Source organism: Methylobacterium planeticum (assembly GCF_008806345.1).
GTDB classification, from domain to species: Bacteria; Pseudomonadota; Alphaproteobacteria; order Rhizobiales; family Beijerinckiaceae; genus Methylobacterium; species Methylobacterium planeticum.
Window position 1 is genome coordinate 138,487 of the sequence record NZ_VZZJ01000005.1, and the last position, 15,681, is coordinate 154,167.

Annotated in this window: 21 protein-coding genes and 1 pseudogene; 15 read left to right on the forward strand and 7 right to left on the reverse strand. The window is 74.1% G+C overall.

Annotated elements, in window-relative coordinates; translation table 11 throughout:
• Positions 1-46 precede the first annotated feature (46 nt).
• Together F6X51_RS08005 and F6X51_RS08010 are read left to right on the forward strand one after the other, a co-directional pair.
• Positions 47-289, forward strand: coding sequence for a hypothetical protein (locus F6X51_RS08005; protein WP_322098520.1), 243 nt, complete (start codon positions 47-49; stop codon positions 287-289).
• Positions 290-356: 67 nt separating this feature from the next.
• Positions 357-1,310 (forward strand): NmrA family NAD(P)-binding protein, encoded by a 954-nt coding sequence (locus tag F6X51_RS08010; RefSeq protein WP_150962708.1) that lies wholly within the window; start codon positions 357-359, stop codon positions 1,308-1,310.
• A gap of 28 nt (positions 1,311-1,338) precedes the next feature.
• On the opposite strand, the gene F6X51_RS08015 is transcribed toward F6X51_RS08010, so the two are convergent.
• On the reverse strand, positions 1,339-1,785 hold the full coding sequence (locus F6X51_RS08015) for a DMT family transporter (protein WP_150962709.1): 447 nt from the start codon (positions 1,783-1,785) through the stop codon (positions 1,339-1,341).
• A gap of 175 nt (positions 1,786-1,960) precedes the next feature.
• On the opposite strand from F6X51_RS08015, the gene F6X51_RS08020 reads away from it, so the two are divergent.
• Positions 1,961-2,860, forward strand: a complete 900-nt coding sequence (locus tag F6X51_RS08020; protein WP_150962710.1) for a LysR family transcriptional regulator — start codon at positions 1,961-1,963, stop codon at positions 2,858-2,860.
• 226 nt (positions 2,861-3,086) lie between these two features.
• On the opposite strand, the gene F6X51_RS08025 is transcribed toward F6X51_RS08020, so the two are convergent.
• Positions 3,087-3,326: a hypothetical protein gene (locus tag F6X51_RS08025; RefSeq protein ID WP_150962711.1), complete on the reverse strand. Its 240-nt coding sequence runs from the start codon at positions 3,324-3,326 to the stop codon at positions 3,087-3,089.
• A gap of 376 nt (positions 3,327-3,702) precedes the next feature.
• Between F6X51_RS08025 and F6X51_RS08030 the strand changes: the two genes are divergently transcribed.
• Positions 3,703-3,930 carry a hypothetical protein gene (locus tag F6X51_RS08030; protein ID WP_150962712.1) on the forward strand — a complete coding sequence of 76 codons (228 nt, stop codon included), beginning with the start codon at positions 3,703-3,705 and terminating at the stop codon, positions 3,928-3,930.
• 55 nt (positions 3,931-3,985) lie between these two features.
• A pseudogene (locus F6X51_RS28540) lies at positions 3,986-4,501 on the forward strand (MucR family transcriptional regulator); the annotation flags it as partial.
• A gap of 273 nt (positions 4,502-4,774) precedes the next feature.
• Here F6X51_RS28540 and F6X51_RS08040 read toward each other — a convergent pair.
• From F6X51_RS08040 to F6X51_RS08050, 3 genes are all read right to left on the reverse strand, one after another.
• Positions 4,775-4,972, reverse strand: coding sequence for a hypothetical protein (locus F6X51_RS08040; RefSeq protein ID WP_150962714.1), 198 nt, complete (start codon positions 4,970-4,972; stop codon positions 4,775-4,777).
• A 104-nt stretch (positions 4,973-5,076) separates the two neighbouring features.
• Entirely contained in the window at positions 5,077-6,405 is a 1,329-nt protein-coding gene (locus tag F6X51_RS08045) for an alpha-amylase family protein (protein ID WP_210250289.1), read from the reverse strand.
• Positions 6,406-6,600: 195 nt separating this feature from the next.
• The gene (locus tag F6X51_RS08050; RefSeq protein ID WP_150962716.1) at positions 6,601-6,810 is read right to left on the reverse strand and encodes a hypothetical protein; all 210 of its coding nucleotides are present in this window, start codon (positions 6,808-6,810) and stop codon (positions 6,601-6,603) included.
• 166 nt (positions 6,811-6,976) lie between these two features.
• Between F6X51_RS08050 and F6X51_RS08055 the strand changes: the two genes are divergently transcribed.
• The 10 genes from F6X51_RS08055 (at position 6,977) to F6X51_RS08105 (ending at position 14,753) form a co-directional block, all read left to right on the forward strand.
• On the forward strand, positions 6,977-7,174 hold the full coding sequence (locus F6X51_RS08055) for a hypothetical protein (RefSeq protein ID WP_150962717.1): 198 nt from the start codon (positions 6,977-6,979) through the stop codon (positions 7,172-7,174).
• A gap of 122 nt (positions 7,175-7,296) precedes the next feature.
• Complete coding sequence (locus F6X51_RS08060; RefSeq protein ID WP_150962718.1) at positions 7,297-7,557, forward strand: helix-turn-helix domain-containing protein; 261 nt, start codon at positions 7,297-7,299, stop codon at positions 7,555-7,557.
• Positions 7,558-7,787: 230 nt separating this feature from the next.
• Positions 7,788-7,982: a hypothetical protein gene (locus F6X51_RS08065; RefSeq protein ID WP_150962719.1), complete on the forward strand. Its 195-nt coding sequence runs from the start codon at positions 7,788-7,790 to the stop codon at positions 7,980-7,982.
• A 203-nt stretch (positions 7,983-8,185) separates the two neighbouring features.
• Positions 8,186-9,184, forward strand: coding sequence for a collagen-like domain-containing protein (locus F6X51_RS08070; protein ID WP_191970036.1), 999 nt, complete (start codon positions 8,186-8,188; stop codon positions 9,182-9,184).
• A 383-nt stretch (positions 9,185-9,567) separates the two neighbouring features.
• Positions 9,568-10,653, forward strand: coding sequence for a helix-turn-helix transcriptional regulator (locus tag F6X51_RS08080; RefSeq protein WP_150962721.1), 1,086 nt, complete (start codon positions 9,568-9,570; stop codon positions 10,651-10,653).
• A gap of 172 nt (positions 10,654-10,825) precedes the next feature.
• Positions 10,826-11,026: a hypothetical protein gene (locus F6X51_RS08085; RefSeq protein ID WP_150962722.1), complete on the forward strand. Its 201-nt coding sequence runs from the start codon at positions 10,826-10,828 to the stop codon at positions 11,024-11,026.
• Between the two features lie 106 nt (positions 11,027-11,132).
• Complete coding sequence (locus F6X51_RS08090; protein WP_150962723.1) at positions 11,133-11,471, forward strand: hypothetical protein; 339 nt, start codon at positions 11,133-11,135, stop codon at positions 11,469-11,471.
• Positions 11,472-11,642: 171 nt separating this feature from the next.
• The gene (locus tag F6X51_RS08095) at positions 11,643-12,599 is read left to right on the forward strand and encodes an aldo/keto reductase (protein WP_150962724.1); all 957 of its coding nucleotides are present in this window, start codon (positions 11,643-11,645) and stop codon (positions 12,597-12,599) included.
• Complete coding sequence (locus F6X51_RS08100; protein ID WP_150962725.1) at positions 12,589-13,317, forward strand: NADPH-dependent F420 reductase; 729 nt, start codon at positions 12,589-12,591, stop codon at positions 13,315-13,317. Before F6X51_RS08095 ends, F6X51_RS08100 begins: the two co-directional genes overlap by 11 nt.
• Positions 13,314-14,753: an NTP/NDP exchange transporter gene (locus tag F6X51_RS08105; RefSeq protein WP_407658476.1), complete on the forward strand. Its 1,440-nt coding sequence runs from the start codon at positions 13,314-13,316 to the stop codon at positions 14,751-14,753. Before F6X51_RS08100 ends, F6X51_RS08105 begins: the two co-directional genes overlap by 4 nt.
• A gap of 9 nt (positions 14,754-14,762) precedes the next feature.
• Here F6X51_RS08105 and F6X51_RS27750 read toward each other — a convergent pair whose 3' ends face one another.
• Both F6X51_RS27750 and F6X51_RS08110 read right to left on the reverse strand, forming a co-directional pair.
• The gene (locus F6X51_RS27750; RefSeq protein ID WP_191970037.1) at positions 14,763-14,921 is read right to left on the reverse strand and encodes a hypothetical protein; all 159 of its coding nucleotides are present in this window, start codon (positions 14,919-14,921) and stop codon (positions 14,763-14,765) included.
• A gap of 43 nt (positions 14,922-14,964) precedes the next feature.
• Positions 14,965-15,231 (reverse strand): hypothetical protein, encoded by a 267-nt coding sequence (locus F6X51_RS08110; protein WP_150962726.1) that lies wholly within the window; start codon positions 15,229-15,231, stop codon positions 14,965-14,967.
• Positions 15,232-15,681 lie beyond the last annotated feature (450 nt).

A 15,681-nucleotide genomic window follows, 5' to 3' on the forward strand; every position in this document is an offset into this window, starting at 1 on the left:
CACCGACCTGACGAGCATCGGCCTGCACGAGAGCCTCGACGAGGCGATGCGCCAGATGGTCCCCCGGATGGTCCGTCACGTCTGCGCCCGCACGCGCCTCACCCGCAACCAGGCCTCCAACCAGGCCTCCAACCAGGCCTCCATGCCGTGCTCCCGCGCGCGGAACCTGCGCATCGCCCGGACCGTCGACGGCAACAACGGCGTGCACAGGCCGATGCCGCGGAGCGCCCTGGAGGCGCCCGCCCCGCAGGAACGCGGCGCCCCGCAGGAACGCGGCGCTGGGCGATGACGGGGCCGCCCGGAACCGCGGCCCCACGCCGGCCATTGGCGCTGCGCGGGAACCAGGGAGCGGCGCCATGACGGGGACCGGCGGGCACGAAGGCGGCCAGGCCTTGCGCGGGCCAGCGGCGAACACCGTCGTCCTCGCGGGCGCGACCGGCGCCCTCGGCGGCCGCATCGCCCGCGCGCTCGCGGGCCGGGGCGCCGCCGTCACCGCCCTCGTGCGCACCGGCACGCCCCCCGGACGGGTCGCCGCCCTGGAGGCGGACGGGATCCGGGTGGCCGCCCTCGACCTCGACGATGTCGGTCAGGTCGCGGCGGCCTGCACGGAGGCCGGCGCGACGGGGGCGGCCTGCGTGGTCTCGGCCCTGAACGGGCTCGAGCCGACGATGCTGGGGACGCAAGGGGCGCTGCTGCGCGGGGCGGTGGCGGCGGGGGTGCCGCGCTTCATCCCCTCCGACTTCTCCCTCGACTTCACCGGGACGGCGCCGGGGCGCAACCGCAACCTCGACCTGCGCCGGGCCTTCCACGCGCAGCTCGACCGGGCGCCGCTGCGGGCGACCTCGATCCTCAACGGCGCCTTCGCGGACCTGCTGACCGGGCCGATGCCCCTGATCCTGTTCGGGCTCCGCCGGGTGATCCACTGGGGCGAGGCCGACCAGCCGCTCGACTTCACCGCCATGGACGACGTCGCGGCCTTCACGGCGGCCGCCGCCCTCGACCCGGAGACGCCCCGCATCCTGCGCGTCGCCGGCGCGCAGGCGAGCCCGCGGGACCTCGCGGCGATGGCCGGCGCCGCGACGGGGCGGCAGTTCCGCACCCTGAGGCTCGGCGCGCCCGCCCGGCTCGACGGGCTGATCCGCCTTGCGCAGGTCCTGGCGCCCGGGCGCGGCCAGGTGTTCCCGCCCTGGCAGGGCCTGCAATACCTGCGCGACATGTTCGAGGGCCGGGGCCGCCTCGCGCCCCTCGACAACGACCGCTATCCCGGCCTGCGCTGGACCGGCCTGCCGGAGATCCTTGGGCGGCGCTGAGCCTCACCGGAAGGCTTCGCGGGCGGCCCTACCGCCGGATCAGCACGACGCCGGCGATGAGGAGGCCGACGCCGAGGAGGCGCGGCAGGTCGGCGGCGCGCTGCGCCAGGCCCAGCAGGCCGAAATGGTCGGCCGCCACCGAGGCGAGGAGCTGGCCCGCCACCAGCAGGGCGATGAAGGTCGCGGCCCCCAGCTGCGGCACCAGCAGGATGGCGAGCCCGATGAAGACCGCGCCGAACAGGCCGCCGCTCCAGGCCCACCAGGGGACGCGCAGCGCCACGCTCGCGGACGGCACGGGATCGCGCAGGACGATCGTCAGGAGCGCCATGCATCCGAGGCCGACGAGGTAGCTGGCGAAGCCGGACCACGCCGCCGAGTTCAGGGCCGCCCGCAGGTTTGCGTTGAGGGCCTGCTGCACCACGATGCTGACCCCCGCGAGGGCGGCGAGGGCGGAGGGAATCAGGATCGGGAGCATCGGCCGGCACACCCATGGGGACGACAAGGGACGGGGCGCCGGCGGCCCTCGGGCCGCCGGCGCCCCGTCGCACGACCTCCAAGGTCGCACGACCTCGAAGGTCGCACGGCCTTGACAACCACGGGAGGGTCATGCCGTCAAATGCCGCATCCGCGCGTTTCCATGCGAATGGGGCATGATCAATCCCGCCCATCTCGACCTGTTCCGGGCCGTGCTGCGGCACGGGGGCATGACGCGGGCCGCGGCGGCGCTCGGCATCGGGCAGCCGCATGTCAGCCGCGCCATGGCGCAGCTCGAGGCGGATCTCGGCTTCCGCCTGTTCGTGCGGGGCCACGGCAGCGCCCTGCCGACGCCGGAAGGGGAGGCCTTCGCCCAGGCGGTGGCGCAGACCTATGCGGGGCTGGCGCAGCTCGGCCACGCGGCCCGCCAGTTCCGGGAGCGCGGCACCGGGGCGCTGCGGGTCGCCTGCCAGCCCTCGCTCGCCGCGCGGCTCCTGCCCCGGGCGATCCGGCGCCTCGACGCGGAATGCCCGGGCGTGCGCGTCGCGGTGCACGTGCCGAGCCCGGACACGATCTGGTCCTGGGCGTCGTCGGGCCAGTGCGACATCGGCCTGGTGCGGCCGCGCCCGGGCTATACGGGGGTGGTGGCCGAGCCGTTCCTCACGCTCCCTGCCGTCTGCGCGCTGCCCCGGCGGCACCCGCTGGCGCGCCGGCGCAGCATCTCGGCGCAAGACCTCGCGGGGGAGCCCCTGATCTCGGGCGGGGCCGGCGCCTTCCAGCAGGCGCTCGAGGCGATCCTCGCCGGGGCCGGTGTCGCGCCGCGCTTCGTCCTGACGGCGCAGTACACGGCCGCGCGCTGCGGCCTCGTCGCGGAGGGGCTCGGGATCGCGATCGTCGATCCCCTGCCGGCGCGCGAACTCGCGGGGCGGCCGGGCGGAGGCCCGGTGGTCCTGCGGCCGTTCCGGCCCGAACTGCCGATCGCCACGCTGCTGCTGCGCCCGGCCGGCCGGCCGCCGAGCCACCTCGCCGGGCGGCTCGCGGAATTCCTGAGGATCGAGCGGGACGCCCTGCCGTGACCGCGCGCCTGCTTTCGCGATGGCGGGACGTGTGGTGCGCGCAAGACCGGGTGAGCGCGAAACGCTTCCCCCGACCTGGCTTCGGGGTCGTCGCCAAACCAAAGCCGGCCCCGCAGCGGGCGGGGCCGGCTCTCTCGCGCCCGCGGACGGGGCCGCCTCTCTTGCGCCCGCGGACGAGGCCGCCTCTCTTGCGCCCGCGGGCGGGCTCAGCGGCGCGGGCGGCCGATCACATCCGGTTGCTGCGGCGCTTCATCGCCTTGCGGCTCGCGCGCGTGGGCTTGGCCATGGAGCGCCGGCCCGTGGCCGGATCCACGCTCGGCGTGCCGCCGCGGGCGCCCATCTCGCGCTCCTGTCCGGCGAGCGGCCCGCCGGCCTGCGAGCCCGAGCTGTTGTAGGGCGCGTTGCCCTGCGCGAGGGCGGGGGTGGCGAGGAAAGCCAGGGCGAGGGCGGCGACAGCGTACTTCATCGGAGGTCCTTCGGTGTTGGCCCGCGGGGCAGGGGGCTGCGCCGCAGGGTGGGAAACCGCCCCTCGGCCGGACCGGCCGCGGCGGCGCGTGAGCGCTTCGGCGGCATCGGCCGCCAAGCGCGGTGAACGGGATTGCGCGTCCGCGCGCCCGGGTTCGGCGCGCCGGATCCTACCGGCCGGGCGGCGCCCTGTCGTTCGGACGGGACGCCTCTGTCCGCAAGCGCTCGGACCGGGTGCCGGAGGGCGGGAGAGCGGGCGCAGGCACCCGGACGCGAGAAAGGCGGGACTTCCCGTCCCGCCTCCGCATGCGCGATCGCGCAAGACCCTATGCCCGGGCCTGATTCGGCGGAGCCTCCTCACCGTCGGATCGATCGTGATGCGGCATGGCTTCACCTCCGAGGTTGGATTCACGCTGGAGCCGGGCTCCGATGAAGCAACCGCCCAGGCCGGAGCGGGTTCCAGCCGGGCGCCGCCTGTTTTCGCCGCCGGCGTAACCGCGGCGTTGCGCGAAACCGGCGACGCGGGCGACAATCTTCGGCGTTACATGGCGGTTTTCAGGCGAATTGTGCTTAGATGCAGTGGATTTCAGCTTTGCGCCTATTGACGGACAAGCTGCGGCAATGAACTGAACGGTAGGCCCCCGGCTGAGGAATAGAAAAATGGAAGAGCCTGCCACCACTTTCCAGACCGACTACATCGATCTCGCGTCTGAAATCGTCTCCGCTTACGTATCCAACAACTCCCTGCCGGTCGCCGAACTCCCGGCACTTCTCGGCAATGTCCACGCGGCTTTGTCCGGCCTGGCCTCCGCCGCCACCGGAACCGCCGGCACCGAGGCCCCGAAGGCGACGGGCGCGCAGGTCCGCAAGTCGATCACCCACGACGCGCTGATCAGCTTCGAGGACGGCAAGCCCTACAAGACCCTGCGCCGCCACCTGACCATCCGGAACCTCACCCCCGAGGCCTACCGCGCCAAGTGGGGCCTGCCGGTGGATTACCCGATGGTCGCCGCCGCCTATTCCGAGCAGCGCTCCTCCCTCGCCAAGAGCCTCGGCCTCGGCCAGCAGCGCCGCAAGCCCGCCGCCAAGGACGCCGGCGCGGACGCCGCCGCCGAGACCGTGCAGGCGCCGGAGGCCCCCGAGGCCGAGGCTGTCGGAGCCGCCCCGAAGGCGGCGTCGAGATCCGCCACCAGATCCGCCCCGAAGGCGGCTTCGGCGAAGTCCGGCGCCTCCAAGCGCGCCCCGAAGGCCGCCGCCAAGGCGCCCGCCGCCGGGAAGCCCGCCAAGGCCCCGCGCCGCGCCAAGACCGCGGAGACCGCCGCGGGGACCGCCGCTGAGACGTCCGCGGACGCGACGGCCGAAGCCGCCCCGAAGGCGCGGGGCAAGCGCAAGGTCGCGGCCTGACGCCGCGAGAGGCGCGGCCTGGGGCGGGCCGGCGCGGCAGGTTCCTCACCGCCGCGCCCGCTCGCGCGCCCGCTCGCGCTCCTGGGCGCGCTCCTGGGCGCGCAACTGCAGGATGAGCTCCACGTGGCGCCGCGGCAGGCCCGCGAAGGCGCTGTCCGCGTAGGTCCTGCGAAGCCGGGCGCCGATGCCCGCGATGGCGTCCGGGCAGAGCGGCGGGACGGGCATGGGCTGGATCTGGATCATCATTCGTTCATGATTTGTTCCGACAATCCAGGGATGCACCCGCAGGGTTAAGAAAGCGTAAACGCGGCCGCGGAAGCCTCGGCGGACGGCGCAGGCGGCCGTCCTCAGGCGGTGAGGATCGCCCAGCCCCGGGGCGGCAGGCGGATCCGGGCCGCGTCCCCGCCCGGGGCGACGAGTTCGCCCTCGCCGAGCTCGATCCCGCGCGCGCCGGGGGCGGGCTGGTCGGAGCCCGCCGACCCGAGATTGAGCGCGAGGAGGAGCCGGGCCCCGCCGTGGTGGCAGGCGAGGGTGAGGCTCTCGTTGGCGAGGTGGAGCGGCGTGGTGCGGGCCCGGTGCAGCCACGGGTTGCGACGGCGCAGGCCGATCAAGCTCTGGTGCAGGCGGTAGACCGGCCAGCCGTAGGGGGCGAGCCCGGCCGGACTCTCCGGGAAGGCGGGCCGGACGGCCTCGTCCCCGCCGGCGCGCTCCTCCTTCACGCCCCGGAAGGCCTGCTCGTCGCCGGCATAGATCGAGGGCGTGCCGCCGCAGCAGAACAGCACAGCCAGCGCGTGTGGCAGGTGCCCGGGATCGGCGAGGCGGCTCGCGATCCGGGTCACGTCGTGGTTGCCCACGAAGGTCATGGGCACGAAGCTGTCGAGGAATCCGTTGTGGCGCTCGAGGGCGTGGGCCAGCTCGTACAGGTTGCGGTCGTTGAGCCCGCTCCAGATCGCCTTCCAGAGCTCGTACTGCGTCACCGCGTCGAGCCCGGCCACCCGCACGATGCCGGCGTAATCGCCGTGGATGACCTCGCCGACCAGATAGGCCTCCGGGTGGGCGGCGCGCACCCGCGGCAGCACCGCGGCCCAGAACCGGTCCGGCACCGCGTAGGCCGCGTCGAGGCGCCAGCCGTCGGCGCCGCGCCGCAACCAGTGGTCCATGACGCCCGCCACGTAATCGGCCACCGAGGGCTCGTCGTGGTTGAGGGCCACGAGGGCGCCGTGCCCCTCGAAATTCGCGTAGTCCGGCACCGCTCCGGGGCCGCTGCCCCGCGGCCAGGAGAGGCGGAACCAGGAGGCGAGGGGCGCCCCCGCGCCCTCGCGCAGGACCTCCTGGAAGGCCGGGAAGGCCCGGCCCACATGGTTGAAGACCCCGTCGAGGAGCACCCGCAACCCCCGCTTGTGGGCGGCCGCCACGAACGCGTCGAAATCGCCGAGATCCCCGAGGCGCGGGTCGATCCGGTAATGGTCGACCGTGTCGTAGCCGTGGCTCGAGGCGGCGAAGACCGGCCCGAGGGCGATCCCCGAGGCGCCGAGCTCGACCGCGTAGTCGAGCCAGCCCTGGAGCTGGGGCAGGCGGTGGACGATGCGCGCCTCGGGCGCGGCCTCGGGTTCGGCCCCGAGGAAGCCGAGCGGGTAGACCTGCCACCAGAGGGCGTGTTCGATCCAGGCTGGCACCGGCCTCCCCCGCTTCGCTGCGCGGCTCAGTCGGCAAGCCATGCGGCGACGGAGAACGTCCCCGCGAGCACGATGTTGCCGGCGAGCAGGAGGGCGAGAAGGGCCATGGGCAGGGAGGACTCCGTGGGGCGGACTTCGTCAACGCCAACGGCCACGTTTCGTTGCCGCCGGCACGGGACCGGACCGCGGGGCGGATCAGATCGGCGGGGCGAGGTCCGCCAGGATGCCGGGGCCGACGAGCAGCGCCGCGCAGGCCGCGATCCGGGGCAGCAGGGCCTCGGCGGCCGCGGGCGCGATGCCGCCGGCCCCGGCCACGTCGAGCCCGACGATCCGGGCCTCCGGCAAGGCGAGCCCCGCGAGCCACCACGCCAGCGCGGCCCGGGCCGAGGCGGCGAGGGGCGGCATGGACTTTCCCGCGAGCCTCGATGGATTTTCGCCCATCATCTACTTTTTGTTGCAGTATTCGGTCGATATCCCGAGACGCAATCTTAACGCTCCGGGTGTTTCATTTGGTTTAAGCGGATGGCCTCGAGTGTCGCGGCGCGGCCCTTCGCCGGAGATCGTCCGAAGCATGCTCACCATCTGGGCCGGCAAGAGCCGGCCGCGCCGGGTCCAGGCTGACCGCCGCGGTCCGGCCCGCGACCACCGCGACGCGGTCCGCGCCGTCCTGGACGACCTCTTGCGCTGGCAGGTCGAGGGCCGCGCCCGCTGGCGATCCTGCCGACCCCCCTCGTCACCGTGGCGACCGGGGGCCTGGTCGGCGGCCTGATCCTCTCCGTCAGGGGCGCGATCCTCAGCGCGGGCCAACTGACGCAGTGATGATGCGCGAACCGCGATTGCATTCATGACGCAATATGAAACCCTGAAGCGTATCATTCCGTACACAATGCGATGACCGACGTCCCTGATCTCCCGACCCCGCTCGCCGTCAGCCTCGCCAAGCGATTGCATGCCCGCAGGCTCGACTGCGCCTTCAGCGTCCAGACCCTGGCGAGTCTCGCCCGGGTCGAGCCCGCCATGATCCGCGCCATCGAGGAGGGCGCGCCGGACCTCGACCCCCGCGTGGTCGAGGCGGTCGGCGCGGTCCTCGGCCTGTCGCCGCGGGACCTCAGCACCTACGTGCCGCGCGGGCCCGAGGACACGGAGCACTGAGCTCCGGACACTGAGCACTGAGCACTGAGCACTGAGCACTGAGCACTGAGCACTGAGCAAGGTCTTCGGCAGTACAGATCGGCGCCTTTCGCGCCAGGAACCGAGCTTCGACACCGGCCGCGCAAGCCTTCGTGCGCGATTTTCGCAGGATCCGCGAAAACCCTCGCCGGACATTGCGGCGTTATGCTATGAATCGTGGCCTCTCTCCTGACGTCAGGGGGACGCCGACGATGTGGAAGCTTCACCATCACCAGCCTGCCGGGTCGTTGCGGCAACCCGCGGGCCACCTGCACGGCGACACGCTCGGCTGGTGGAAATTCCTCGCCCGCACGCAGGGGCCGCTCGCAGGCGCCCTGATCCTCAACCTCGCCTCGGTCACCATCCTGCTCTGGGTCGGCTGGGTGGTCGCCCGCGGCCTGCAATAGGCAAGCCCTCGGGGCCCGCCTCCGTCCCGGCCGATCGCCCATGCCGGCGGTCGCGGCCCCGGGATGTCCGGGTCCGTGCCGGGCCCCGAGGCGCGCGCCCGCGCCGGGGCCCCGTCAGGGTATGAATCCGCACCATTCATGGACGGTTCTGAGCGTTCGCTATAGTTTCGCTGTATAGATTTCGCTCAGCAAGAGCTTGGCAGATGACCCTTCTCGTCCCGCTCGTGGCCTTGATGGTGCTGGTGTGCGGGCCGGCCCGGGCCGAACTCGTGATCGACCAGGCGATGATCACCGGGGGCGAATTGCGGGTGAGCGGGCGGGTCAGCCCGGGGCAGACCGCCGCCATCCTCCTCGACGAGAAGAACCCGGTTGCCCCCGACAAGGACGGGCGCTTCCTGTTCCGCCTCGTCTATCACCCGGCGAACTGCATCGTGACCCTGAAATCCGGCAACGAGAGCCGGCAGGCGGTCGTCGGCTTCTGCGGCCAGCGCGGGCCCGAGGGCACGGCGCCGGCCGCGCCGGTGCAGCGGGCCGCCGTGCAGGTCCAGCCCGCCCCGACGCCGCACCCGCCGGCGCCCCCGCAGGTCGGCCCGCGCGGACCCCAGGGCACCGCCGGCCCGCAGGGTCCGGAAGGGCCGCAGGGCGCCAAGGGCGAGACCGGACCGGCGGGGCCTGCGGGACCGATCGGGCCCGTCGGCGCCATCGGGCCGGCGGGACCCGCCGGGCCGGCCGGGCCGGCTGGGGCGCGCGGCGAGGCGGGCCCTGCGGGACCCGCCGGCCCCGAGGGCAAGACGGGCCCGGCGGGTCCCGCAGGGCCGGAGGGCAAGCCGGGGTCCGAGGGCAGGTCCGGTGCCGCCGGGGCCCTGCGGATCCAGGCCACGAGCTGCGCGGAGGGCGGGCGCTGCGTCGCCACCTGCGCGGGGGACGAATTCGCCGTCAGCGGCACCTGCAGCGGCGGCGACCGGCCCGGGATGGACGAGACCAGCATCTACTGCCTCGGCCTCGGCGCGAGCCCGCGCCCGCTGACGGCGCGCGCCATCTGCGCCAAGGCGCAGCTCGCGCAGGATGCCGGCGTCGACGCCGGCCAGGCCGCCGCTCCGCGCCCGACGCCCTTCGCGGTGACGCCCTCCGAGGGCCGCTCCAAGGATCAGCCCAGGGACCAGCCCAGGGATCAGTCCAAGGACAAGTCCCGGAATCCCTGATCGCCGGCCGAAGCCTGGGGCCGGTCCCTTCAGGTCCCCGAGCCGCCTCCCCGAGCACTCGCCCCAGACCCCTCTCCGCGGCGACCGCCCTCCGGGGCGGCGACGATTCGGCGTCCGGTCCGCCCGGGGTGGCGGCGCATCCAGGGCCGCTCGCGGTTGTCCCCCGCGGAAGAGTGCTGAGATGGCCCGGTCCGGCATCGCCCTCTTGGTAATATTACAACTTATGGTAGTCTTCGTATGAGTGTGTACTAAAGTCGAGGCCGCAGCGTGAGGGTGAGAGCGTCGATCCGGCCGGGCCCGGCCCTCGCGGTCCCGGAGCCGGGCCCGTCCGCGGCGCCCCCGCCGAGACCCGGTCCGCCGCCCGCCGCCGGGCCGGCGGCGTGATGACGCGCGCCATCGACACGGCGCACCTCGTCGACACGATCTACGAAGCCTCCCTCCTGCCGGAGCGCTGGATCGACGTCCTCGACCTGATGACCGGGATCGCCGGGGGCGCCGGCACGATCCTGCTCGCCTCCGACATCGAGAACCTGCGCTGGCTCAGCAGCCCGGGCCTCGAGGGCCTCGTGGAGGAGTTCCTGGCCGGGGGCTGGGCGCAGCGCAACAGCCGCACCCCGAAGGTGCTGGCGGCCCAGCATGCGGGCTTCCTCCTCGAGGAGGACGTCTACAGCCCCGAGGAGATCGCGCGCGATCCGATCATCCAGGGCTTCCTGCGCCCGCGCGGCCTCGGCTGGGCCACCGCCACCGCCCTGCCGATGCCGACCGGCGACACCCTGGTCTTCAGCGTCGAGCGGCGCCACGCGGACGGGCCGGTGCCCCGGTCGGCGGTGGCGGTGCTCGACGGCCTGCGCCCGCATCTCGGACGCGCGGCCCTGCTCTCGGCCCGGCTTCAGCTGGAGCGGGCCCGGGCCGCCGTCGAGGCGCTGGCCCTGCTCGGGCTGCCGGCCGGCCTCGTCACGCACGGCGCCAAGCTCCAATCCGCCAACGCGCTGCTGCAGGCGATGATGCCCCGCATCGTGCGGGACGGGCAGAGCCGGGTCGCCTTCGCGGATCCGCGCGCCGACGCGCTCCTCGCCCGCGCCCTCGGCGGCGGGGCCGGCCGGGCGGCGCGCTCGATCCCGATCCCGGCCTCCGGCGAGGATCCCGCCGCGGTGGCCCACCTCGTCCCCGTGCGGGGCGCGGCGCGGGACATCTTCGCAGGCAGCGCCGCCATCCTGGCCCTCACCCCCGTGGTGCCCGGGCAGGTGCCCGGCGCCGAGCTGCTGCAGGGCCTGTTCGACCTCACGGCCGCGGAGGCGCGGGTCGCCCGGGGCATCGCCGAGGGCGCCACCATCGCGGCCCTGGCCCGGGGGCAGGGGGTGCTCGAGGCGACGGTACGCAGCCAGGTCAAGGCCGCCTTCGCCAAGACCGGGGTGTCGCGGCAGGTCGACCTCGCCCGCCTGCTCTCCGGCCTCGTCGTCACTCGCTGAGGTTGTCCCGGCCGGTCCCGCACCCGTCACCCATTTGGGGGATGCGCCGGTCTCCGCGGCGCGGCTCTGTTGCGCCGGATCGGTCTGCCCGCGGCCGCCGCACCCCCCTGAAGCCCGAAGGGCCGGGGGCGCGGTCGATGGGTCCGGTCACGCCATCGAGGGGGTCCGATCCATGCAGAAGAAGTTCGTGAAGCCGCCGGCCTGGACCGCACGCCGGCTGGAGCGGCACATCGCGCGCCGCGGCAGCATCCTGGCGGTGCGCTGGATCGCGTTCGGGTCCGGCCGCAGCGAAGGCCAGGCCGGGTCGGAGCCGGCCGGCCCCGACAACGTCGTCCAGCTCCGGCCGCGGCCGACCGGGACGGAGGGGGCCTGAGCCGGGACGCCCGGACCCGCGCGCAGGCCCTGGGCGCAGGCCCCGCGCGCCGGACCCGGGCGAAAGAATCTTGCGCCGCGCCGCCCGATCGCGCACGAAACCGGGCATGAAGCAGCTTGAGGCCATCATCGCGTGGACGCCGGCCCGCTGGGCGGATTTGCGCCCGGAGACCGCCGGCCAGGTCGCGGTCCTGCCCCATCCCGACACGCAGGGGGCGGCCAGGCGCTTCATGATGCGCGCGGGGGCCAGCGCCGCGGCCCTCCACGCCATGCCGGAGGCGCAGCGCATCGCCGCCCTGTTCGTCGCCTTCAACACCCTGGTGGTCCGCGACGGCATCGACCCGCAGGCCGCCCACCGGGCCTTCCTGGCCATCGACGAGTACCGCTACCGGATCGCCCCGGACACCGAGGGCGCCGAGTTCGAGGACCCGCCCGAGGAGGATTGAGGCGCGCCCGGGCCGCGCACGCATCCGGGCGCCCGGCCTCGGCCGACCGGATGTGGCCGACCAGAAACAATCCGCGACAAAAATCCCGTCCCGCGGCACCTCCCCGAGGCTTCAAACCGACGGTTGCGCCCTAGCTGAGAGCGGGCCCGACATCGCGCGAGAAGGCCCGCCATGCTCCCGACCCGACGCACGATCCTGGCCGGGGCCGCCCTGCTCCCGGCCGCACTCCAGTCCCGCGCGCAGGAAGCCCGGGCGCAGGAAGCCGGGCCTCGGACGCCGCCCGCCGGCGCGGCGTCCGAGGCGGGCCTGATCCGGCGGCCGATCCCCTCGTCGGGGGAGACCCTGCCGGCGATCGGCATCGGCACCTCGCGCCGCTACGAGGTCGAGCCCGTGCCCGACAAGGTCGCCCCCTTGCGGGAGGCGGTGGAGCGCTTCGTCGCCCTCGGCGGCACGGTGATCGACACCGCCCCGAGCTACGGCACCGCCGAGGACGTGCTCGGCATGATCCTGCCCGGGGCCCTGCGCGACAAGGTGTTCCTGGCGAGCAAGGTCAGCGAGAGCGGGCGCGAGGCGGGGGCGGCCCAGATCGAGCGCTCCTTCGAGCGCCTGCGCACGCCGGTGATCGACCTCATCGCCGTGCACAACCTGATCGACCCCGGCAACAACCTCGCGACCCTGCGCGAGCTCAAGGCGAAGACGCGCATCCGCTACGTCGGCGTCACGGTCTGGCGCGACGGCCAGTTCTCCGACCTCGAGGCCCTGATGCGGCGGGAGGCGCTGGACGCGGTCCAGGTCAACTACGCCATCGACAACCGGGCCGCGGCCGAGCGCATCCTGCCGTTGGCGCAGGAACGCGGCATGGCCGTGATGGTCAACGTGCCCTTCGGGCGCGACCGCCTGTTCAAGGCGGTGCAGGGCCGCGCGCTGCCCCCCTGGGCGGAGGAGTTCGACTGCGCGAGCTGGCCGCAATTCTTCCTGAAATACGTCCTCGGCCACCCGGCCGTGACCTGCCCGATCCCCGGCATGGCCAAGGCCGCCTATGTCGAGGACAACCTCGGCGCCGCGCGCGGGCGGCTGCCCGACGCGGCGACCCGCGCCAAGATGGAGGCTCTGATCGATGCGCTCTGACGCTTTCCACCGCCGCCGCCTGCTCGGGCTCGGGCTCGCGCTCTCCGCCGGCCTGCTGACCGGCAACGCCCAAGCCGAGGGGGCGAAGCCCGCCCGCATCGGCATCATCGGGGCGGGCAATATCGGGGGCACGATCGGCAGCCTCTGGGTCAAGGGCGGCCACGAGGTGATGTTCTCCTCCCGCCATCCCGAGGAGCTGAAGGGCCTCGTCGAGGGGCTCGGGCCCCGCGCCAAGGCCGGCACCCCGGCCGAGGCCGTCGCGTTCGGGGAGGCGGTGCTGATCGCCGTGCCCTACAAGGCCTATCCGGACCTGTCGCGGGATTACGGCGAGGCCCTGAAGGGCCGGGTCGTGATCGATGCCGGCAACGCCACCCAGGCCCGCGACGGCGACCTCTACACCGAGGTCAAGACCAACGGCATCGGGGCGACGAGCGCCAAGTACTTCCCCGGCGCCCGGATCGTGCGGGCCTTCAACGCCGCGAACTACAAGATCTTCGCCAAGAACGCGGGCCGGAACGCCCCCCGCATGGCGATCCCGATCGCGGGGGACGACGAGGCGGCGCTGGAGCTCGCCAGGCGGCTGGTCTCGGATGCGGGCTTCGACCCCGTCCTGGTCGGCCCCCTCAAGGACGCCGACCGGTTCGCCATGGGCTCGGCGGGCTTCGGCCACGACCTCTCCGCGCCGGAGCTGCGCCAGATGCTCGGGCTCGCCCCGTGACGCAGCCCGCGGCGGACGCCCCGGCGGACCCCGCCGCGCCGGCCGGGCGAGGCGCGCTCGGCCGCCTGATCGGGATCCGGCCCGGGGAGGGGCCGGCGCTGGCCTGGTCCTGGGCCTACATCTTCTCGCTCCTCGCCGCCTATTACGTGCTGCGCCCGATCCGCGACCAGATGGGGGTGGCGAGCGGCCTCGAGAACCTGCCCTGGCTGTTCACCGCCACCCTGGTGGGGATGCTGGCGCTCAACATCCCGTTCGGCTGGCTGGTGAAGACCCTGCCGCGGGCGCGGTTCGTGCCGCTGACCTACCGGTTCTTCGCCCTCAACATCCTGCTCTTCGCCCTCGCCCTGTTCCTGGCGCCCCCCGGGGCCGACATCTGGATCGGGCGGGTGTTCTTCGTCTGGCTGTCGATCTTCAACCTGTTCGTGGTGTCGATCTTCTGGGCCACCATCGTGGACGTGTTCACCACCGAGCAGGGCAAGCGCCTGTTCGGCTTCATCGCGGCGGGCGCGACCCTCGGGGCCATCGCGGGCTCGGCCACCACCGCGATCCTGGCGCGCAGCGTGCCGAGCTGGGCCCTGCTGCTCTGCGCCGTGGGGCTCCTCGAGACGGCGGTGTTCAGCATGCGCGGCCTCGCGCGCCTGTCGGAGCGCCTGCACCAGGTGCCGGCCGCGGAGGCCCGCGAGGCCATCGGCGGCAGCATCTGGGCCGGGCTGACCCGGACGCTCGCCTCCCCCTACCTCCTGAACATCGGCCTGTTCCTGCTGCTGTTCTCGGTGACCTCGACCTTCCTGTATTTCGAGCAGGCCGGCATCGCCAAGCGCAGCTTCCCGGACCGGGGGGCGCAGACGGCCTTCTTCGCCCAGGTCGACCTCCTGGTGAACATCCTGACGCTCGGGGTGCAGCTCTTCCTCACCGGCCGCATCGTGCGCCGGATCGGCGTCGGCTGGACCCTGGCGCTGCTGCCCGCGGTGAGCGCGGCCGGGTTCGCGGCGCTCGCGCTGTCGCCCACCATCGCGGCGATCGTGGGCTTCCAGGTGCTGCGGCGGGCGGGCAACTTCGCCATCGCGCGCCCGATCCGCGAGGTGCTGTTCACGGTGGTGCCGCGGGAGGACCGCTACAAGGCCAAGGGCTTCATCGACACCGTGGTCTACCGCCTCGGCGATCAGGTCGGGGCCTGGTCCTTCACGGGGATCGCGGCCCTCGGCCTCGGCGCGACGGCGGTGGCGGCGACCGCGGTGCCGCTCTCCCTGGCCTGGCTCCTGAACAGCCTCTGGCTCGGCCGGGCGCAGGAGAGGCGCGCGGCCGCCGCGGAGGCGCAAGCCGCCGCCGCGGAGGCGCAAGCGGCCCAAGGGGAGGCGGCCCAAGGGGAGGCGGCCGAGGCGAGGGCGGCCGACGGGACGGCGACGGAGGCGAAGCCCGCGCAGGCGCGGGCCTGAGGCCGGCGCTCAGCGCCGCCCGGCCCGCACCCGGACCGGCACCACCCGGGGCCTGTGCCGGGCGCCGAGCGCCCAGCCGGCGAGCAGGATCGAGGCGAGGACCGCGCCTCCGGCAAGGCCGTCGCTGACGGCTTCGGCGATCTCGACGACCATGCCGGCGATCATCATGGGTCAGCCCTCCGATCAGCGAGACAAGACTGCGCCCGCATGGTTAACGCATCGTTAACGGGCCTGAATCCTCCGGCTCCAGGTCGCCGAGGCGGGCCCGGCCCTGATCGGTGATCGCCCAGGTCGCGAAGGTGCCGCCGATATGGGGGCCGGCCTGCGTGCCGACCCATTGCAGGCTGCCCGCCCGCTCGAGGAGGCGCAGGCGCGCATGGTCCCGCGGCCAGCCGCGGTCCGGGGTCTGCTTGATCGAGATGCGGCCCTCGACGGAGATGGCGGCCTTGCCGAGGAGACGACGCTCGTGACGCTGCATGGGCAATTCCTTTCTCGCACAAACGCTGGCGACGGGCAGGGATCGGGGAGGGCCGCCGCGCAGCCGTTCGGCCGTGCGGCCGGGCCGGCCGAACGGCCGCCCTCGACGTGACGAAGCGGGCGGCGGCGGGGCGCTGCGGCGCGTGGGGGTTGAGGCGCCACGCCCCGGAGGGGTTGTGGCGGCCGGCGACGGGTTCATTGTGGCGGGTTGGGTTCGACAGCCTGGATCGAGACCCGTGGGCACCCGGGGATGCCGGCGCCACCGGCCGCCATCGCTGGGCGGGACCGTGGACCACCCGACCGACGAATCGGAGGCGGGGTGCCGGAGCGCGGGGTGAAGCTTAGCCACGATTCCCTGAGGCGCAAGGCGGCACGATTCCGGCGGCACGATTCCGGCGGGACGGAGTTCGGCCCGGCATGGCCGGCGCGGGATGGCCGGCGCGGGCGGGGC